This window comes from Geodermatophilus ruber (assembly GCF_900114385.1).
GTDB lineage: Bacteria > Actinomycetota > Actinomycetes > Mycobacteriales > Geodermatophilaceae > Geodermatophilus > Geodermatophilus ruber.
Map to the genome: position 1 here is coordinate 302013 of NZ_FOSW01000004.1, position 17871 is coordinate 319883.

The window sequence follows — 17871 nt, forward strand, 5'->3', positions numbered from 1 at the left end:
GCCCCGCCGAGCGGCGGGGTCACCCGGGGCCGGTGTCGCTACCTTCTCAGGCCGCCGGGGTCAGCCCTGGCTCAGGCTCAGGGCGCCGTAGCGGAACTTGAAGGACGCGTCGAGCGTGTCCGCCGCACCCTCCACGCCGGTCCGGACGACGGCGACCTGAGCGCCCTGCAGGTAGGGCAGCGTGGACAGGTCCTGGGCGACCTGCTGCTGGATCTGCTCGATCAGCGCCGTCCGCTGCGCCGGGTCCGGGGTGGTGGCCTGCTGCAGGATCAGGTCGTTCACCTGCTGGTTGGCGTAGTGGTTGGACAGGAAGTTCTCCGTGAGGAAGAACGGCGACAGGTAGTTGTCGGCGTCGGAGTAGTCCGGGAACCAGCCCAGCTGGTAGGCCGGGTACACGTCGGCGACGCGGTCCTCGGAGTACTGCACCCACTCGGTGGTCTGCAGGTCCACGGTGAACAGGCCGCTGGACTCCAACTGGTCCTTGATCAGGGCGTACTCGTCACCCGAGGACGGCCCGTAGTGGTCGTTGGAGTACTGCAGGCTCAGCTGCACCGGGGTCTGCACGCCCGCGTCCTGCAGCACCTGGGCCGCCCGCTCGGCGTCCGGGCCGCCGTTGCCGTCGCCGTACATCTCCCGCAGCGCCTCGGTGGCGCCGGTCAGACCGTCGGCCACGTGGGAGTACAGCGGGGTGTAGGTGCCCTTGTAGACCTGCTCCGCGAGCTCCTCGCGGTTGATCAGGTGCGCGATCGCCTGGCGGACGGCCGCGGCCTTGGCCGGGTCGGCGTCGGGCTGCGTGGCACCGAAGGGCTGGGTGTTGAAGTTGAAGACCATGTAGCGGATCTCGCCGCCCGGGCCCTCGACGACCTCGACGTCCTCGTTGCCGCTGAGGTCCTCGATGTCGGTCGCGCTCAGGCTGCGGAAGGCGACGTCGATGTTGCCCTGCTCGATGTCCAGCTTGAGGTTCGAGGAGTCGGCGTAGTACTTGACGTTGACCTGCTCGGTGGCCGGAGCGCCCAGCAGCCCCTGGTAGTCGGGGTAGGCCTCGTAGGAGATCAGGTTGTTCTGGTCGTAGTTGGTGATCGTGTACGGGCCGTGGAAGGCGTTGCCGTCGACGATCTCCTGGTCCGGGGTGAGCTCGGTGGCCGAGAAGACGTCCTCGTCCACGATCGGGCCGGCCGGGCTGGACAGGATCTGCGGGAACGTCTGGTCGTTCTCCGACTTGAGGTTGAAGACGACGGTGGTGTCGTCGACGACCTCGGTGCTCTCCAGGTTGGCCAGGAGGGCGGCCGGACCGTTCGGGTCGTTGATGGCGACCATCCGGTCGAAGGTGAACTTGACGTCCGAGGCGGTCAGGTCGTTGCCGTTGGCCCACTTCAGGCCCGGCTTCAGGGTGACCGTGTACTGCGTCGGCGCGGTGAACTCGGCCGATTCGGCGATGTCGGGCTCGACGTCGGGGCTTCCGTAGTTGGTGTTCATCAGGAAGGGGAAGACCTGGTTCATGACGGCGAAGGAGCCGTTGTCGTACGAACCCGCGGGGTCGATCGTGGTGATCTTGTCGCTGGTGCCGATCGTCAGCGTGCCGCCGCCGCTGCCCCCACCGGAGCCGCTGCCGCCGTCGTCGCTGCCCCCGCACGCCGCGAGCGTCAGCGCGGTCACCGCGAGGCCTGCGGTGGCGACGCGCACACGCCGACCACGGATCGAAACGGAACTCATCCGCCTACCTTCGTTCTTCCTGGGCACCGCCCGCGGACCCTGAGGATTTCCTGCCGCGGACGGGTATGGCCGTTGGTTACCCATGCGTAGCACAGGCGCGGTCCAGCGCCGAAACCGCCGGAACGACCGTTATCCGCTCGTGACCGATCGGGCCACGACTACCACGACGCTCAGGCGTCGATGCGGCGGCGCCCCTCGAACGCCCGGCCCAGGGTGACCTCGTCGGCGTACTCCAGGTCGCCACCCACGGGCAAGCCACTGGCCAGCCGGGACACCGCCATGCCCAACGGCCCGACCAGCCGGGCGAGGTAGGCGGCGGTCGCCTCCCCCTCCAGGTTCGGATCGGTGGCGATGATCAGTTCGGTGACGGTGCCGCTCATCAGCCGGGTCATGAGCTCCTTGACCCGCAGGTCGTCCGGGCCCACGCCCTCGATCGGGCTGATCGCACCGCCGAGCACGTGGTAGCGGCCGCGGAACTCGCGGGTGCGCTCGATCGCGACGACGTCCTTGGGCTCCTCGACGACGCAGATGACGTCGTCGCTGCGCCGGGGGTCGCGGCAGATGCGGCACCGCTCGCCCTCGGCGACGTTGTAGCAGGTCCCGCAGAAACGGACCTCGGCCTGCACGCGCTGCAGCGCCGCCACCAGCCGGCCGACGTCGGCGGACTCGGCCGCCAGCAGGTGGAAGGCGATGCGCTGCGCGCTCTTCGGCCCGACGCCGGGCAGGCGGCCGAGCTCGTCGATGAGGTCCTGGACGGCCCCCTCGTACACGGTGTTCCTCTCGTCCGGGAGGGCTGCCCGCGGCTCAGAGGCCGGGCAGCCCCATGCCGCCACCGAGGCCGCCGGCGAGCGGCCCCATGCGACTGGCGGTGAGTTCGTTGGCCTGCCGCGAGGCGTCGCGGACGGCGGCGACGACGAGGTCCTGCAGCGTCTCGACGTCGTCCGGGTCGACCGCCGCGGGGGCGATGGTGACCGCGGTGAGCTCGCCCTGGCCGGTCATGGTGGCGGTCACCAGCCCGCCGCCGGCCGAGCCGGTCACCTGCTCGGCGGCCAGCTGCTCCTGTGCGGCTGCGAGCTGCTGCTGCATCTGCTGCGCCTGCTTGAGCAGCTGCGCCATGTCGGGCTGACCTCCAGGGAACATGCCCTGAGGGTAGGCCGCCCGCACGACGTCCGCGGGGACCCCGGGCGAGCCACTTTTATCAACCAGGCGGTTGACAACGTCCCCGACCGAGGTCCAGGCTTTCCTCAACCGAATGGTTGAGGAAGAGAGGAGGACGGCACATGGCCGGCGATCCGCTCTCCCGGGTCTTCGCGGCCCTGGCCGATCCCACGCGGCGCGACATGGTCACCCGGCTCGCGGTGGCCGATGCCACCGTCGGCGAGCTGGCCGAGCCCTACGACGTCAGCGTCCAGGCCGTCTCCAAGCACCTGCGGGTGCTCGAGGACGCCGGCCTGGTCAGCCGCAGCCGCGACGCCCAGCGCCGTCCGGTGCACCTCGAGGCGGAGGTGTTCGACCTCATGACGAAGTGGATCGAGCGCTACCGCCGCCAGGCCGAGGAGCGCTACCGCCGACTCGACGACGTCCTCCGGGACATGCCCGATGACGTCGACCCGCTCCCACCCCCGCAGGAAGGGCAGCAATCATGACCAGCACCAGCACCCACCAGACCCGGATCGCCTCCGACCCCGACGTCCCGCTCGTCCGGATCACCCGGGAGTTCGACGCCCCGCCGGAGAAGGTGTTCCGCGCCCACGTCGACCCCGAGCTCGTCGCCCGGTGGCTCGGCCCGCGCGGCCTGGAGATGACGATCGACACGTGGGACTGCCGCACCGGCGGCTCCTACCGGTATCTCCACCGCCAGGGCGACGAGGAGTACGGCTTCCACGGCTGTTTCCACGAGGTGCGCCCGAACGAGCTGATCGTGCAGACCTTCACCTTCGAGGGCATGCCCGACGGCGTCGCGCTGGAGAAGCTCGTCCTCGAGGACCTCGGCGACGGGCGCACCCGGCTGACCTCCACCTCGCTGGTCGACTCCTTCGCCGACCGGGATGCCTTCGTCGCCAGCGGCATGGAGGTCGGGGTCCGCGAGGGCTACGAGCGCCTCGACCAGGTCCTCGCCGCCGGCTGAGCCGGCACCCCTCAGTCGTCGATCGGCCGGGCGCCGAGCTGGGCCCGCAGCAGCTGCAGCGCGGCCTGCTCCGGGTCGACCGCCGGCGTGTGCTCCTGGCCGCCGCCGGGGCCCTCCGCCGCCCGCTCGGCCATGAGCTCCCGCGCCTCGGCGGCCTCGGCGGCCCGCGCCGCCTCGCGGGCGGCCTCCGGCGCCACCGCGGGCCCGCCGGGGCGGCCGGCGCCCTCCATCACGACCTGCACCTTCCACCGCACGCCGAGGAGCTCCTGCAGCGACTGGCGGACGACGTCCTTGTTCAGGTCGTCGCCCAGCATCTTGGCCAGCGCCGGCGAGGTGGCCGCCAGGGTGAGCACTCCGTTGGCCAGGTCGTGCACCTGGGCGCTCTTCAGCAGCGCCTCGGTGGTCCGCTTGTGCCGCCGGACCACCGCGAGCAGCTCCGGCCACACCCGCCGGACGTCGGCGGTGGTCAGCTCGCCCTCACCGGCCGGCGCCGGGTCCGCCGACACGACCGGCGTCGGCTCGGCACCGCGCGGGGCCGGGGAGGACCCGGCCGCGGCGCTCGGCGGGCCGGCGGTCGCCGGGCCGGACGCCTCGACCCGGGCCGCCGCGGCGGGCCGGGCGGGGTGCGGCCAGTCCTCGTCGTCGGTCGGCTCCGGCGGCAGGGGGATGTCCGGCTCGCCGGCGGCCACCCGCAGCCGGCGCGGCTCCTCCGCCGCGGCCGGCGCCGGCGCGGCGGGCGCGGCCGGGCGGGACGGCGGCGCCCCGCCGCCCGAGCCGGGCGGAGTGGTCTCGGGCCAGTCGTCGGCGGCGGGTGCGCGCACCGGCGCGGGGGTGGGCGCGGGCGGGGCGCTGGGCTGCGCCGCCGGCTCCGCAGACGCGGCCTGCGACTTGCGGACGAACTCACGCCGCGGCGAGCCCGAGCCCTCGGGTGCCGGCTCCCGGACCGGGGCCGGCTCCCGGACCGGGGCCGCCTCGCGGGACGGCACCTCGCGGGACGGCACCTCGCGCGACGGTGCCTCGGCGACAGGACGCCCGGCGTGCTCGCCGGCGATCGACATCCGCCGCTCGAGGCGCTCCAGCCGCTGCAGGGTCGCCGCCGCCGAGTCGTCGGTACCGGGCAGCAGCATGCGGGCGCAGACCAGCTCCAGCAGCAGCCGCGGCGCCGTCGTCCCGCGCATCTCGGTCAGCCCGGCGTGCACGGTGTCGGCCATCCGCGACAGCGTCGCCGACCCCAGCGCGGAGGCCTGCGCGCTCATCAGGTCCAGCCGGTCGGGCGGGGTGTCGAGCAGGCCGTTGCCCCCGGCGTCGGGCACGGCGTCGAGCACGATCAGGTCGCGCAGCCGGTCGAGCAGGTCGGTGGCGAACCGGCGCGGGTCGTGGCCGGCCTCGACGACCCGGTCGACGGCCCGGAACACACCCGGCGCGTCGTGCGCGGCCAGGGCGTCGATGGTCTCGTCGAGCAGCGCGTCGTCGGTGACCCCGAGCAGCCCGACGGCGCTCTTGTAGGTGACGCCCTCGGGACCGGCACCGGCCAGCAGCTGGTCGAGGATCGACAGCGAATCGCGGACCGAGCCGCCGCCCGCGCGCACGACCAGGGGGAAGACCGTCGGCTCCACCTGCACGCCCTCGGCGGTGCAGGTCCTCTCCAGCAGGCCGCGCAGCGTCGCCGGCGGCACCAGCCGGAACGGGTAGTGGTGGGTGCGCGAGCGGATGGTCGGCAGCACCTTGTCCGGCTCGGTGGTGGCGAAGACGAAGACCAGGAAGTCCGGCGGCTCCTCGACCACCTTCAGCAGGGCGTTGAAGCCCTGCGTGGTCACCATGTGCGCCTCGTCGACGATGTAGACCTTGTAGCGGCTGCTGACCGGGGCGAAGAAGGCGCGTTCGCGCAGGTCCCGGGCGTCGTCGACGCCACCGTGGCTGGCTGCGTCGATCTCCATGACGTCCAGCGAGCCGGGGCCGTCCGGGGCCAGCGCGATGCAGGACTCGCAGACGCCGCACGGCGTGGAGGTGGGCCCCTGCTCGCAGTTGAGCGAACGGGCCAGGATCCGCGCCGACGACGTCTTGCCGCAGCCGCGCGGGCCGCTGAACAGGTAGGCGTGGTTGATCCGGCCGCCGTCGACGGCGTTGACCAGCGGGGCGGTCACGTGCTCCTGGCCGACCACCTCGGCGAAGGTCGCCGGGCGGTACTTCCGGTAGAGCGCCAGAGCCACGGAGGGCAGGTTACGCGGGGCGAGGGACCGCGCTGCAGACCCGAGGAACCACGGTGTGGACCGGTCCCGGGGCCGGAGGCTCCCCGACCGGGAACGGGGAAGGGCCCGGAAGACGGGGAAGGGCTCGGTGCAGCAGGAGGGCGGCACCTGGCCGCGGCGTCGGCCGGTGGGCCGACGATGGGCAGCGCAGACGACGGGCACAGCAAAGGACCCCTCGCGCACCCGCCAGAGCCTGCTTATCCTTGCTGCCTTCCGGCCCTGGGGAGGTTCACAGGGTGACGCCGCACGAGGGGTCTGCCCCCACTGTAGGGCACGCCGTCGCTGGGCGGGCTGGCCGGGCTCTACCTGCGGCGGATGCACGGAGGCCGGGCCCCGGTGGAACCGGAACCCGGCCTCGACGGCGGAGGATGGGAGATTCGAACTCCCGAGGGGTTGCCCCCAACCCGCTTTCCAAGCGAGCGCCATAGGCCACTAGGCGAATCCTCCCGGTGCGTCGCCAGAGTACCTGGCGGCGCACCGGCGGTCAGCCGCGGCTCTCGATCACCAGCACCTGGTCGTCGGCCTGCAGTGCCACCACTTCACTCTTCGCCGGGTTGAGGTGCACCGAGCCGTCGGCGGTCCGGTAGCCGAGCACCGACTCGTCCCGCAGCGCACCGGCGGCGACGACGGCACCGTAGGGCACCGGCTCGCCGCCCACGTAGCGCTGCGCGGGCCGGAAGCTCAGCCGGGCCCCGTCCGGGGAGAACAGCTCGAGGAAGACCTGGGCCAGCTCGGTGCGCTCGGAGAGCTGGGCCAGCATCAGGCTGGTGACCTCGTCGCTGACGATCCAGTCGTCGACGCCGCCGGCCTGGGCCAGCTCGACGTCCTCGCGCTCGAGGACCTCCGCCACGATCCGGACGGCGTGCGGGCCCCCGGCCGGCCAGGCGCGGCGCAGGGCCAGCAGGGTGAGCAGGGTGCGGGCGTCGCCGTCGGCAGCGTCCACCGCGTCCCGGTAGCTGAGCACGATGCCCTGGTCGAAGGGCCGGTCGGCGACCAGGCCGGCCAGCTCGTCCGGGCCGGCGCTGGTCGTGTGCACCCGCAGGTCGGTGTGCAGCAGGCCGTCGACGCGGACCTCGCCCGGGTCGACCAGCGCCGGGTCGACGACGACCTCGACGACGGTGCCCGGCACGGCGAACTGGTCGATCTCCCGCACGACCTTCGGGCCCAGCACGCTCCAGCCGACGACCAGCAGGTTCGTGGTCTGGGGAACCTCGTCGGTGGCCACCAGCGGCACCGGCGGCTCGTGGGTGGCGATCCCGGTGCAGCGGAACGTGGAGTCGTCCTCCGCGACGGCGATCACCTCGTCGCCGTCGGCCAGGACGGTCCCCGCGGGCGGGTTCACCAGGACGGTGCCGTCGGCGCGGGCCAGGCCGAGGACGGCGCAACGCTCGAACGCGCCCAGCGCCTCGCCGTAGCTGCGGCCGGTGAGCTCGGGGAACGGCGCGAAGTACACCTCGTCGCCCTCGAAGTCGAGCAGGTCGCGCAGCACCTGGGACAGCCCGCTCTGCCGGCAGGACTGCGCGGTGATCTCGGCGATGACGTGGTCGGAGTTGACCGTGACCACCCGCCCGTCGGTGAGGACCTCCAGGCTGGCCGCGTAGGTCGGGTCGCCGACCTCGGCGATCACCCGCGGGCCGGCGAACTCGGCGTCCAGGGTCTTGATCGCCAGCACCGCCTTGATCACGTCGGCGTCGCCGGCCCCGGCGCTCATCACGATCACCGAGCGGGCCCCGGCCAGGTTCACCATGCGCAGGTCGGCGGCCCGCGACGGCGAGCCGGACCGGCAGACCACCCGCGTGGTGCCGGTGTCGGGGACGGCCGCGGCCAGCGCGTCCTCCATCACCGTCTTGTCCTCGTTGCCGAGGACCACGACGGCGGCGTCCCGCTCGCTCTCGTTGGCGACCACGAGCTCGGCGACGATCGCGGCGATCCGCGGCGACCAGCCGAGGATCAGGGTGTGGCCGGTCTCCAAGACGTCGCTGCGGCCCTTGCGCAGGCCCTCGATCCGCTGGTCGACGCCGTTGGCGATCAGACCGATGAGGCTGCCGGCGATGAAGATGCCGGCCAGCGTGACGAGCAGGGACAGCAGCCGCATCGGCCAGCTGGTGTCGCCGGCGAAGGTGCCGGCGTCGACGACCCGCAGCATCGCCTGCCAGATGCCCTCCGCCGGGTTGCCCACCGGCCCGGCACCGTTGACCCCGTCGAGCCGGAACGCCCAGAAGAGCAGCCCGGCGAGGACGAAGATGGCCAGCGTGACCAGGGCGAGCCAGCCGATGACGACGGCCGGCCCGCGGGCCAGCGCGTTGTCGAAGCGGTAGCGCAACTTCTGCCCGAGGCTGGGGGTCAGCGCGGGGCGGGCCGCCCGCCGTCCCGCGGCCGCGGCCGGCGCCGGCGTCCCCATCCGGCCGCGCCGGCTCACCGCCTTGCCCGGCCGCGCCGGGCGGGCCGGTGACGTGGTGATCTCGCCCATGTCCTGCTCCTCGCACCCCGCCGACCCGGACCGGTGGCGGGCCTCGGCCTCCCATCCGGGCGGCGACCGCGGGAGACGGTAGGGCACCGGGCCGCCGCGTCGGTGCAGGCCGCGCGGTGGATGGGCGGGGGTGGTTGAGTGACGACCTACGGGGAAAGATCGGCAGCGCGGATCCGGTGAGTGCCACCGGACCGGCCCCGCGTCAGGATGTCGATCAGGGGCGGGCCGACCGGAGGAGGCAGTCGATGAGCGATCCGCAGCAGGTGAGACCCGAGGTCGTGGAGGCGATCCTGGCCGTCCTGAAGGGCGCCGATCCGGCCGGGCTGCCGGCGTCGGCGACCCGGGAGGAGAAGGCCGTCGCGAAGGACCAGTACCTGTCGGAGTTCCTCGCCGAACGGGGCAAGCGCGATCGGCAGGCGCAGGCGTGGGAGCTGCTCCTGACCCGCAGCTACGACGAGCCGCCCACCTGGCAGCGCCTCTTCGACGACCTCTCCGCCGACGTCGTCGACGAGCTCGGCACGCTCTACGACGCGCTGCCCGAGGGCGCTCAGCAGGAGTACGCCCGCCGGTACGGCGTCCCCTCCGGCGTCTGAGACCCGCGACCGGGGCGGGTAGGACGGACCGGTGATGATCGGACCCGACTTCCTCGTCGCGGAGCGCTACCGGCTGCTGTCCCGGATCGGGGGCGGTGGCATGGGCGCGGTCTGGCTTGCCCGCGACGAGCGGCTGGGCCGGCAGGTGGCCGTCAAGCAGGTGCTGCCCCCGGTGGACGCGGACCCGGCGACCGTCGATCGACAGCGCCAGCGCGCGCTGCGGGAGGGCCGGATCGCCGCCCGGCTGAGCCATCCGCACGCCGTCTCCGTCTACGACGTGGCCGTGGAGGGCGACGCGCCGTGGCTGGTGATGGAGTACCTGCCCTCCCGCAGCCTGGCCGAGGTGCTGCAGGAGGACGGCGTCCTGCGGGTGGACCAGGTGGCGCAGATCGGCGCCCAGCTGGCCGACGCCCTGGACGCCGCGCACGGAGCCGGCATCGTGCACCGGGACGTCAAGCCGGCCAACGTCCTCATCGGGCAGGGACGCGGCGTCGACGGCCTGGTCAAGATCACCGACTTCGGCATCTCCCACGCCAGCGGTGACGTGACGCTGACCCAGACCGGGCAGATCACCGGCACGCCGGCGTTCCTGGCGCCGGAGGTGGCCCAGGGGGCGGCGATGTCGCCGGCCAGCGACGTCTTCTCGCTCGGGGCGACGCTCTACACCTGCCTGGAGGGCGCACCCCCGTTCGGCATGGACGAGAACGCCCTGCGGCTGCTGCATCGCGTCGCCGCTGGGGAGCCCACGCCCCCGCGGCGGGCCGGCGCGCTGACCGGGCCCCTCACCCGCATGCTCGCCGCCGATCCGGCGCACCGGCCGTCGATGAGCGAGGTCCGCGACGAGCTGGCGGCCCTGGCCGCCGGGCGGGACGGCGACACGACGACCGTGCTCCTCGCCCGCACGGACCTGCGCACGGCGGCCACGCAGCCCCGCACCTCGGAACTGCCGCCGCCGGAGCAGCCCGCCGCCGGCCCGCTCCCCGATCCCTCCGGCCGGGTGGCCGGGGAGTCCTCCGTCCGCTCGCGGAGGCGCTCGCCGCTGCTGCTGTCCGCCGCCGTGCTGGCGGTGCTGCTGGTGGCGCTCGGCGTCCTGTGGTTCACCAGCCGGCAGGAGGCCCCTTCCGGAGCCGCCGCCCCCGCCCCGACGACGGCCCCCGACACGGCCGACCCCTCGGCCCCGCCGGAGACGACCCCGCCGGCCGAGGAGGAGCAGCCCACCGCCAGCAGCCCGCCCCCGGAGACGACCGCCTCCCCCTCCCCGGCCGAGGCCGGGGAGGTACGCGGCCGGGAGGTCCGCGACGCGCTGCGCGACTACCACGCGCTGCTGCCCGGCGACCCCGACGCCGCCTGGGAGCTGACCGGGCCGACCCTGCGGAACGCGGTGAGCCGCGGCGGCTACGAGGGGTTCTGGAGCCAGTTCGACGATGTGAAGGTGAGCGAGATCCGCGCGGAGGACGGCTCGCTGGTGGCCACGGCCGTACTCGACTTCCGCTATCCCGACGGGAGCCGGCAGCGGGAACGGCACGAGTTCAGTCTGGTTCCTGGGGAGGACGGCGGGCTGCTGGTCGACGCCGACCGGGTGCTGGAAGTGCTCGAGTCCCGGTGATCGGGGCGGGAACGACGACGGCGGCGCCCCCCGGGCCTGAGCCCGGGCGGACGCCGCCGTCGGTTCCCGCTGGCGGTGGCGGTGGGATTTGAACCCACGGAGGGTTGCCCCTCACACGCTTTCGAGGCGTGCTCCTTCGGCCGCTCGGACACGCCACCGCCAGGAAGACTACAGGCCCCGCTGACGGCGGAAGAACGCGCGTAGCAGCGCCGCGGACTCCCCGGCCCGCACACCCCCGGTGACCTGCGGACGGTGGTTGAGCCGGCGGTCGCGGACCACGTCCCACAGCGAGCCGGCGGCGCCGGCCTTCGGGTCGTCGGCGCCGTAGACCACGTGGTCCACCCGGGCGAGCACGCTCGCTCCGGCGCACATCGTGCAGGGCTCGAGGGTCACCACGAGGGTGGTGCCGGTCAGCCGCCAGCCGTCGCCGTGCACCTGCGCGGCCGCGCGCAGCGCGAGCACCTCGGCGTGCGCGGTGGGGTCGCCGCGCTTCTCCCGCTCGTTGGCCGCCTCGGCCAGCACCGTCCCGTCGGCGTCCAGGACGACGGCGCCGATCGGCGTGTCCCCCCACTCCACCGCCGCCGCGGCCAGCTGCAGGGCGCGCCCCATGGCGGCGTCGACGTCGGGGGTCACCAGGTCTCCCCCACGAGGTTCGGCGGGGGAAGGCATGCCGGGGGGGCGGTCACGGCACCGCGCCGTCCAGCGGGACGCCGACCAGCGCCGAGAGCTCCGCGAGCGCGGCGGCGGGGTCGACCACCTTGATCGTGTGCATGCCCATCGCCCGCGCCGGCTTGAGGTTGATGCCCAGGTCGTCGAGGTAGGCGCAGTCCGCCGCCTCCACCGGCCGGCCGACGGCCTCCGACAGCCGGGTCAGCGCGCGGCGGTAGATCTCCGGCTCGGGCTTGCGCACCCCCTCGACCGAGGACTCCACCACCGCGTCGAACAGCGCCAGCAGCTCCCCCAGCCGGCCGGTGCGCGCCATCGGCGCGACGTTGTTCGACAGCAGCGCCAGCGGCAACCCCGCCGACCGCAGCCGCTGCACCGCCGCGACCATCGCCGGCCGCAGCTCCCCGGCCAGCGCCGCGAGCACGCGGCGGGCGTCGAGCCGGTGCCCGGCGGCGAGCGCCTCGGCCTCGAAGGCGTCGACGAAGCCGGCAGCGTCCAACTCGTTGCGCTCATACCGGGCCCAGGCGTTGGTGTCCGGGTCCGTGCTGTTCAGCCGGCGGATCAGCCCCTCGGGCAGCCCGGCCTCGGCCTCGTAGGCGGCGAAGGCCGGCATCGGGCTGTCGGTGAGCACCCCGCCGAGATCGAGGACGACGGCGCTCGCCGGCGGGCTCACCCGTGCACCGCCGCGGCCAGCTCGTCGGCGAAGCCGAGCCGCGCGGCGATGGCGGCCACCATCTCGTCGGCCCACAGGTCGTCGGCGGTGACGATCGGCCGCAGCTGCTCGGCGGGCAGGCCGTCGTCGGAGAACACGTCCAGATCGCCGCCGGGCCACCCGGTCTCGTCGTCGTCGAAGGCGCCGTCGGCGTCCACCCCGATGCCGTAGCGCTCCACCACGTCGGCGGCGAGCACCCACTCCTGCATGGTCGCGTCGGAGATCAGCGCCCGCACCAGCCCGCCGGGGCCGTGCCGCAGGACGACGAAGTACAGCCGCGAGTCGACGACGATCACGAACGGTCCCGGCCAGCCCCCGGCGCCCGGCTCGCCGAGCGCCTGCTCGAGCACCGGCAGCTCGTCGCCGGCGTCGGCGGCCAGCAGCTCGACCCGCCAGCGGTCCCCGGGCCGGCTGACCCGCACCGCCCAGCTCGTCGGGCCCTCGCTGCCGCTCATCGCTTGCGCAGCATGGTGAGGCCGTCGGCGAGCGGCAGCAGCACGGTCTCCCAGCGCGGATCGGTCGCCAGGGCGGCGTTGAGGTCGGCGATCGCCCGCTCGTTGTCGCTCTGCGGGTCGAGCACCCGGCCGCTGGCGAGGGTGTTGTCCAGCAGCACGATCCCGCCCGGCGTGAGGCGGGGGTGCAGCGCGTCGACGTAGGCGGGGTAGCCGGTCTTGTCCGCGTCGACGAACGCCAGGTCGAACGTCGGCTCGGCGGGGAGGGCCGCGAGCGACTCGTGCGCGTCGCCGAGGCGCAGCTCGATCCGGTCGGCCAGCCCGGCGCGCGCCCAGTACCGGCGGGCGACCGCCGTCCACTCCTCGCTGACGTCGAGGCAGAGCAGCGAGCCGTCCTCGGGTAGGCCGCGGGCGATGCACAGCGCCGAGTAGCCGGTGAAGGTGCCGATCTCGATCGCCCGGCGGGCCCCCAGCGCGGCGGTGAGCAGCTGCATGAAGGTGCCCTGCTCCGGCGCGATCTGGAACGTCGCCGGCACCTCGCCCCGATCGGCCAGGGCCGCGGTCTCGGCCAGCAGGTCGGTGACGACGTCGTCCGGCGGCTCGGAGCTGGCCCGGACGTAGTCGCCGAGTTCCGGGGTGAGGAGGAACGACCGGGGGGTCATGGCGCGTGGAGGTGGAGGAACGCGGGCGTCATAGCCTCTGATCATGGCCGATCCTGCCGCCGCCGACCGAGCCGATGTCGATCCCGCCCTCTTCGCCCGACTGCGGGAGGACCCGCTGGCCGGGCACCTGGGCATCGAGCTGGAGCAGGTGCGACCCGGGTACGCGCGGGCGTCGATGACGGTCGGCCCGGAGCTGCTCAACGCGGTCGGCACGGCGCACGGGGGCGCGACGATGGCGCTGCTCGACGTCGTCCACGCCGCGGTGAGCAACAGCCACGGGACCGTCGCCGTCGCCCAGAACGTGCACACCGAGTTCCTCGCGGCCGGCCGGCCGGGGGACCGGCTCGTGGCCGAGGGCATCGAGGTGCACCGCAGCAGCCGCTCCGCGGTCTACCGGCTCGACGCCCGCGCCCAGGACGGCCGGCTGGTGGCGACCGCGCTGGCCCGGGTGTTCCGCACCGAGCGCCCGTGGGAGTCCCCGGCATGAGCTTCCCCGTGCCGACGATGCCGGCTCCCCCGGTCGGCGTGGTCGGCCTCGGCCAGCTCGGCGGCTCGCTCGCCGCTGCCCTGGTCGCCGCCGGCCGCACGGTCACCGGCTGGGACGTCGACCCCGCCGCGCGCGAGGCCGCGGCCGCACGGGGGGTGCGGATCGACCGGGAGCTGTCCGGCGTCGTCGTGCTCGCCGTCCCGCTGCCGGCGATGGCCGGCGCCCTGGACGGCCTGACCGTCGCCGAGGACGCGACGATCACCGACCTCGGGTCGGTCAAGCTGCCGGTGCTGGCCGCGCTGCGGGCCGCGTTCGGCGGCCGCTACGTCGGCGGGCACCCCATGTGCGGCACCGAGCGGTCGGGCCACGCCGCCGTCGACCCGGGCCTGTTCTCCGGGGCGCGGTGGGCGCTGTGCCTGGAGCCGGACACGGAACTGCCCCGCTGGCTGCGGGTGGCCGAGGTGGCGCTGGCGGCCGGCGCCGAGGTGGTCCCGGTGACCGCCGCCGAGCACGACGACGCCGTGGCCGCGATCAGCCACCTCCCGCACCTGCTGGCCGCCGCCCTGGCCGCGGCGGCGGCGGAGGCCGGTCCGCTGGCGCTCGCGCTGGCCGCCGGCAGCTTCCGCGACGGCACCCGGGTCATCGCCAGCGACCCCGCGTTCGTCACCGCGATGGTCGAGGGCAACGCCGGTCCCACGGCGGCCGCGCTGGACCGCCTGCAGGCCCAGCTGGCCCGCCCGTGGCCGGATCTGGTCGCCGCCGGGCACGCGGTCCGGGCCGGACAGCCGGCCGGACGGCGGACGGTGCGGGTGCCCCTGGACCGGCCGGCGCTGCTGGCGCTGGGCCGGACCGGCGGCGCGGTGAACCGGAGGCTGGCGGCGTTCGTCGAGGGCTGGGTGCCCGACGTCGGCTGAGGCGGGTTACGGCTGCGCGCCCGCGGGCAGGGACCGGGCATGGACGAGAAGGACCTCATCAGCCGGATCCACACCCTGGTCGACGAGGAGCACCGGCTCCGGGAGAGCGGCGAGCACACCGACGAGGAGCGCGCCCGGATGACCGAGCTGGAGACCCGGCTGGACCAGTGCTGGGACCTGCTGCGCCAACGGCGGGCGAAGCGGCAGTACGGCGACGACCCCGACGAGGCCGTCGCGCGGCCGGAGGAGCAGGTCGAGAGCTACCTCCAGTAGGTCCCGGCCGCTCAGGCCGAGCGGGCCGCCGGCTGCCTCGCGGTGCCCAGCAGCGCCAGTTGCCACAGCAGGCGGGCCCGGGGATCGGTGCCCGGTGACCGACTCGATCCGCCGCAGCCGGTGTCGGAACTTCGGCGCCGAAGTGTGTGCCCGTGGTCCCCGGGTAGGAGCCCGCCGGGGCGCGTTCCCGGGGTGATCGGAGCAGGCATGGTGCATGCGGCACGAACGATCCGGCGGGCAGTGGTCACCGGTGGGGCCGGCTTCCTCGGCTCCCACCTGTGCGAGCACCTCCTGGCACGCGACGTCGAGGTGGTCTGCCTGGACAACTTCCTCACCGGGTCACCGCAGAACCTCGGCCACCTGACGGAGGACCCCCGCTTCCGGCTGGTGCGCTGCGACGTCACCGACTTCGTGCACGTGCCCGGCCCGGTCGACCTGGTGCTGCACTTCGCCTCCCCGGCCAGCCCGCTGGACTACCTGCGGATGCCGATCGAGACGCTCAAGGTCGGCAGCCTGGGCACGCTGCACACGCTGGGCCTGGCCCACGAGAAGGGCGCCCGCTACGTGCTGGCCTCGACCTCGGAGGTGTACGGCGACCCGCTGCAGCACCCGCAGGCCGAGGACTACTGGGGCAACGTGAACCCGGTCGGCCCGCGGGGGGTCTACGACGAGGCCAAGCGGTTCAGCGAGGCCATGACCACCGCCTACCGGACGTCGAAGGGGACCGACACCGGCATCGTGCGGATCTTCAACACCTACGGCCCGCGGATGCGCCCGGACGACGGCCGTGCCATCCCCGCGTTCGTCGGCCAGGCGCTCTCCGGCCGGCCGCTGACCGTCGCCGGGGACGGCGCGCAGACCCGGTCCATCTGCTACGTCGACGACACGGTGCGCGGCATCCTCGCGATGGCGTTCGCCGGCGAGCCCGGCCCGGTCAACATCGGCAACCCCGACGAGCTGTCGATGCTGCGGCTGGCCGAGTGGATCATCGAGCTCACCGGCTCGAGCTCCCCGATCGAGTTCATCGACCTGCCCGTGGACGACCCGAAGGTGCGCCGCCCGGACACCGCCCGGGCGCAGCGGCTGCTGGGCTGGCGCCCGACGGTGCCGTCGGAGGAGGGGCTGCGCCGGACGGTCGCCTGGTTCGCCGCGCAGCAGGAGGTGGCCGCGACCAGGGCCGGCTGAGCCGCCCGGAGTGCCACGCAACGTCAGCAGCCGCCTCTAGTCTGTGCTGGGCGGTCGCGGGGGAGGTCGCCGGCCGACGACCCTCACGACCCACCGGGAGCACGCATGGGCCGCCACGCCGACACGAGCGCCCGGCGCCGCTCCCCGAACCTGACCCCGCAGGTGCTGCTCGCGGCGGTCGTGGCGGCGGTCGTGCTGGTCGCCGGCGCGGTCACCTGGTGGGTGGTCGGCTCCGGCGCCGAGTGCGAGAGCACCGCCGTGGTCCGGGTGACCGTCGCCCCCGAGCTGGCCGCGGTCGCCGGGGACCTGCTCGCCGGCGCCGAGGGCCTGGGTGAGGCCGACTGCGCCCGCGCGGAGGTCACCGCCCAGGAGCCCGTGCAGACCGTCGGCGACCTGGCCGCGCTGGAGGCCGCGGCCCTGCCGCACGTGTGGGTGCCCGACTCCTCGCTGTGGCCGGGCCGCATCACCGACGCGGCCCTGCAGACCGCCGGCTCGATGGCCTCCTCCCCCGTGGTGCTGGCGACCAGCCGGGCCGCGGTGGACGCCCTCGGCTGGGCCGAGGCCGCGCCCGGCTGGGGTGAGGCCCTCGCCGGCGAGCAGCCGCTCGTGGTGCCCGACCTGGCCACCAGCGCGGAGGGGCTGGCCGCGCTGGGCGCCGTCCGGACCGCCCTGGGCGGCGGCGAGGACGCCGACACCGCCGTCGTCCAGGCGGTGCTCGCGGCCCGGCGCGGCCCGTCGGCGTCCCCCGCCGATGCCCTCGCCGCCGGCGTCGCGGGCCGGGACGACGCGCCGCTGGTCCCGGTCAGCGAGCAGGAGGTCCACGCCGCCAACGCCGGCAGCGGGCGGTCCGACCTGGTCGCGGTCTACCCCCGGGAGGGGAGCCCGTCGCTGGACTACCCGGTCGTGCGGGTGGGCACCGCCTCCGACGCCGCCGCGGCGGTGGACGCCGCGGTCCGCGCGCTGACCTCCGACGCCGCGCGGGCGGCCGCCCGGGCGGCGGGGTTCCGCGACGCGGACGGGAACCCGCCTGCGGACGCGGGCGAGGCCACCGGGACCCAGGAGCCGGCGCCGAGCGCGCTGGAGCTCGACCCGGCCGCGGTCGAGTCCCTGCTGGCGCAGCTGTCGGAGCTGGCCGCGCCCTCGCGCATCCTGGCCGTGTTCGACGTGTCGACGTCGATGGAGGCACCGGCCGGTGACGGCACCCGCGCGACGCTGGCCCGGGACGCGGCCAGGAGCGCGCTCGCGCTGGTGCCGGGCGACTTCGCCGTGGGCCTGTGGGTCTTCGCCGACGAGCTCGACGGGGAACAGGACTGGACGGAGCTCGTGCCGACCCGGGCGCTGGAGACCGAGGTGGGCGGCGCGCCGCAGCGCGACGTCCTCGACCAGCAGCTGAGCACCCTCCCGGACCGGCTCTCCGCCGGCGGCACGGGGCTGTACGACACGACGCTGGCGGCCGTCCGCGCGGCCCGCGCCGACTTCGACCCCACCGCGGTGAACAGCGTCCTGGTGCTCACCGACGGCACCAACGAGGACGCGGACGGCGTGGGCCTGGACCAGCTGCTCGCGACGCTGGCCGACGAGGCCGACCCCGGGCGGCCGGTCAAGGTGATCGGGGTGGCGCTCGGTCCGGACGCCGACCTGCAGGCGCTGGAGGAGATCGCCGGGGCGACCGGGGGCGCGGCGTACTCCGCCGTCGACCCCGCCGACCTGCAGACCGTCCTCTTCGACGCCCTCCGCCAGCGGGGGTGAACCTGCGCCCCG

General features: G+C 74.7%; 18 protein-coding genes, 2 tRNA genes and 1 other RNA gene. 9 read left to right on the top strand and 12 right to left on the bottom strand.

Going from position 1 to position 17871, the window contains the following annotated elements:
* Nucleotides 1-60 precede the first annotated feature (60 nt).
* The 3 genes from BMZ50_RS08990 to BMZ50_RS09000 all read right to left on the bottom strand — a co-directional run bounded on the left by BMZ50_RS08990 (nt 61) and on the right by BMZ50_RS09000 (nt 2853).
* Entirely contained in the window at nt 61-1713 is a 1653-nt protein-coding gene (locus BMZ50_RS08990; protein WP_091323323.1) for an ABC transporter substrate-binding protein, read from the bottom strand.
* Between the two features lie 170 nt (nt 1714-1883).
* Nucleotides 1884-2483 (bottom strand): recombination mediator RecR, encoded by a 600-nt coding sequence (gene recR / locus BMZ50_RS08995; RefSeq protein WP_091323324.1) that lies wholly within the window; start codon nt 2481-2483, stop codon nt 1884-1886.
* Nucleotides 2484-2517: 34 nt separating this feature from the next.
* Nucleotides 2518-2853, bottom strand: a complete 336-nt coding sequence (locus BMZ50_RS09000; RefSeq protein ID WP_091323325.1) for a YbaB/EbfC family nucleoid-associated protein — start codon at nt 2851-2853, stop codon at nt 2518-2520.
* Between the two features lie 140 nt (nt 2854-2993).
* On the opposite strand from BMZ50_RS09000, the gene BMZ50_RS09005 reads away from it, so the two are divergent.
* The gene (locus tag BMZ50_RS09005; protein WP_091323326.1) at nt 2994-3359 is read left to right on the top strand and encodes an ArsR/SmtB family transcription factor; all 366 of its coding nucleotides are present in this window, start codon (nt 2994-2996) and stop codon (nt 3357-3359) included.
* On the top strand, nt 3356-3841 hold the full coding sequence (locus BMZ50_RS09010) for an SRPBCC family protein (RefSeq protein WP_091323328.1): 486 nt from the start codon (nt 3356-3358) through the stop codon (nt 3839-3841). The genes BMZ50_RS09005 and BMZ50_RS09010 overlap by 4 nt, the downstream gene beginning before the upstream one ends.
* Before the next feature lie 11 nt (nt 3842-3852).
* On the opposite strand, the gene BMZ50_RS09015 is transcribed toward BMZ50_RS09010, so the two are convergent.
* From BMZ50_RS09015 to BMZ50_RS09030, 4 genes are all read right to left on the bottom strand, one after another.
* Nucleotides 3853-6051 carry a DNA polymerase III subunit gamma and tau gene (locus BMZ50_RS09015; RefSeq protein ID WP_091323330.1) on the bottom strand — a complete coding sequence of 733 codons (2199 nt, stop codon included), beginning with the start codon at nt 6049-6051 and terminating at the stop codon, nt 3853-3855.
* Nucleotides 6052-6253: 202 nt separating this feature from the next.
* Nucleotides 6254-6349: signal recognition particle sRNA small type (ffs, locus tag BMZ50_RS09020), an RNA gene on the bottom strand.
* Between the two features lie 103 nt (nt 6350-6452).
* A tRNA-Ser gene (locus BMZ50_RS09025) sits at nt 6453-6537 on the bottom strand.
* 37 nt (nt 6538-6574) lie between these two features.
* The gene (locus tag BMZ50_RS09030) at nt 6575-8560 is read right to left on the bottom strand and encodes a CASTOR/POLLUX-related putative ion channel (RefSeq protein ID WP_091323331.1); all 1986 of its coding nucleotides are present in this window, start codon (nt 8558-8560) and stop codon (nt 6575-6577) included.
* 245 nt (nt 8561-8805) lie between these two features.
* On the opposite strand from BMZ50_RS09030, the gene BMZ50_RS09035 reads away from it, so the two are divergent.
* Nucleotides 8806-9153: a hypothetical protein gene (locus tag BMZ50_RS09035; protein WP_091323392.1), complete on the top strand. Its 348-nt coding sequence runs from the start codon at nt 8806-8808 to the stop codon at nt 9151-9153.
* A 34-nt stretch (nt 9154-9187) separates the two neighbouring features.
* Entirely contained in the window at nt 9188-10759 is a 1572-nt protein-coding gene (locus BMZ50_RS09040; RefSeq protein ID WP_143087138.1) for a serine/threonine-protein kinase, read from the top strand.
* 70 nt (nt 10760-10829) lie between these two features.
* On the opposite strand, the gene BMZ50_RS09045 is transcribed toward BMZ50_RS09040, so the two are convergent.
* The 5 genes from BMZ50_RS09045 to BMZ50_RS09065 form a co-directional block, all read right to left on the bottom strand.
* Nucleotides 10830-10917, bottom strand: a tRNA-Ser gene (locus BMZ50_RS09045).
* A 10-nt stretch (nt 10918-10927) separates the two neighbouring features.
* Nucleotides 10928-11392, bottom strand: coding sequence for a nucleoside deaminase (locus tag BMZ50_RS09050; RefSeq protein ID WP_218146175.1), 465 nt, complete (start codon nt 11390-11392; stop codon nt 10928-10930).
* 49 nt (nt 11393-11441) lie between these two features.
* On the bottom strand, nt 11442-12098 hold the full coding sequence (locus BMZ50_RS09055) for an HAD-IA family hydrolase (protein WP_091323395.1): 657 nt from the start codon (nt 12096-12098) through the stop codon (nt 11442-11444).
* Nucleotides 12095-12592: a tRNA adenosine deaminase-associated protein gene (locus BMZ50_RS09060; RefSeq protein ID WP_091323397.1), complete on the bottom strand. Its 498-nt coding sequence runs from the start codon at nt 12590-12592 to the stop codon at nt 12095-12097. The genes BMZ50_RS09055 and BMZ50_RS09060 overlap by 4 nt, the downstream gene beginning before the upstream one ends.
* Nucleotides 12589-13251 (bottom strand): O-methyltransferase, encoded by a 663-nt coding sequence (locus BMZ50_RS09065; protein WP_091323399.1) that lies wholly within the window; start codon nt 13249-13251, stop codon nt 12589-12591. The genes BMZ50_RS09060 and BMZ50_RS09065 overlap by 4 nt, the downstream gene beginning before the upstream one ends.
* Nucleotides 13252-13294: 43 nt before the next feature.
* On the opposite strand from BMZ50_RS09065, the gene BMZ50_RS09070 reads away from it, so the two are divergent.
* The 5 genes from BMZ50_RS09070 to BMZ50_RS25030 all read left to right on the top strand — a co-directional run bounded on the left by BMZ50_RS09070 (nt 13295) and on the right by BMZ50_RS25030 (nt 17859).
* Entirely contained in the window at nt 13295-13738 is a 444-nt protein-coding gene (locus BMZ50_RS09070) for a PaaI family thioesterase (protein WP_091323402.1), read from the top strand.
* The gene (locus BMZ50_RS09075) at nt 13735-14652 is read left to right on the top strand and encodes a prephenate dehydrogenase (RefSeq protein ID WP_091323404.1); all 918 of its coding nucleotides are present in this window, start codon (nt 13735-13737) and stop codon (nt 14650-14652) included. Before BMZ50_RS09070 ends, BMZ50_RS09075 begins: the two co-directional genes overlap by 4 nt.
* 39 nt (nt 14653-14691) lie before the next feature.
* On the top strand, nt 14692-14925 hold the full coding sequence (locus tag BMZ50_RS09080) for a DUF2630 family protein (protein ID WP_091323405.1): 234 nt from the start codon (nt 14692-14694) through the stop codon (nt 14923-14925).
* A 207-nt stretch (nt 14926-15132) separates the two neighbouring features.
* Nucleotides 15133-16110: a UDP-glucuronic acid decarboxylase family protein gene (locus tag BMZ50_RS09085; RefSeq protein ID WP_091323407.1), complete on the top strand. Its 978-nt coding sequence runs from the start codon at nt 15133-15135 to the stop codon at nt 16108-16110.
* 105 nt (nt 16111-16215) lie between these two features.
* On the top strand, nt 16216-17859 hold the full coding sequence (locus BMZ50_RS25030) for a vWA domain-containing protein (RefSeq protein WP_091323409.1): 1644 nt from the start codon (nt 16216-16218) through the stop codon (nt 17857-17859).
* The last annotated feature ends 12 nt before the right edge of the window (nt 17860-17871 follow it).

Coding starts and splice junctions, on each gene's coding strand:
- BMZ50_RS09065 (WP_091323399.1), bottom strand. CDS start 13,251: ATGACCCCCCGGTCGTTCCTCCTCACCCCGGAACTCGGCGACTACGTC.
- BMZ50_RS09040 (WP_143087138.1), top strand. CDS start 9,188: ATGATCGGACCCGACTTCCTCGTCGCGGAGCGCTACCGGCTGCTGTCC.
- BMZ50_RS09075 (WP_091323404.1), top strand. CDS start 13,735: ATGAGCTTCCCCGTGCCGACGATGCCGGCTCCCCCGGTCGGCGTGGTC.
- BMZ50_RS09010 (WP_091323328.1), top strand. CDS start 3,356: ATGACCAGCACCAGCACCCACCAGACCCGGATCGCCTCCGACCCCGAC.
- BMZ50_RS09035 (WP_091323392.1), top strand. CDS start 8,806: ATGAGCGATCCGCAGCAGGTGAGACCCGAGGTCGTGGAGGCGATCCTG.
- BMZ50_RS09080 (WP_091323405.1), top strand. CDS start 14,692: ATGGACGAGAAGGACCTCATCAGCCGGATCCACACCCTGGTCGACGAG.
- BMZ50_RS09070 (WP_091323402.1), top strand. CDS start 13,295: ATGGCCGATCCTGCCGCCGCCGACCGAGCCGATGTCGATCCCGCCCTC.
- BMZ50_RS09000 (WP_091323325.1), bottom strand. CDS start 2,853: ATGTTCCCTGGAGGTCAGCCCGACATGGCGCAGCTGCTCAAGCAGGCG.
- BMZ50_RS09060 (WP_091323397.1), bottom strand. CDS start 12,592: ATGAGCGGCAGCGAGGGCCCGACGAGCTGGGCGGTGCGGGTCAGCCGG.
- BMZ50_RS08990 (WP_091323323.1), bottom strand. CDS start 1,713: ATGAGTTCCGTTTCGATCCGTGGTCGGCGTGTGCGCGTCGCCACCGCA.
- BMZ50_RS25030 (WP_091323409.1), top strand. CDS start 16,216: ATGGGCCGCCACGCCGACACGAGCGCCCGGCGCCGCTCCCCGAACCTG.
- BMZ50_RS09085 (WP_091323407.1), top strand. CDS start 15,133: ATGGTGCATGCGGCACGAACGATCCGGCGGGCAGTGGTCACCGGTGGG.
- BMZ50_RS09005 (WP_091323326.1), top strand. CDS start 2,994: ATGGCCGGCGATCCGCTCTCCCGGGTCTTCGCGGCCCTGGCCGATCCC.
- BMZ50_RS09030 (WP_091323331.1), bottom strand. CDS start 8,560: ATGGGCGAGATCACCACGTCACCGGCCCGCCCGGCGCGGCCGGGCAAG.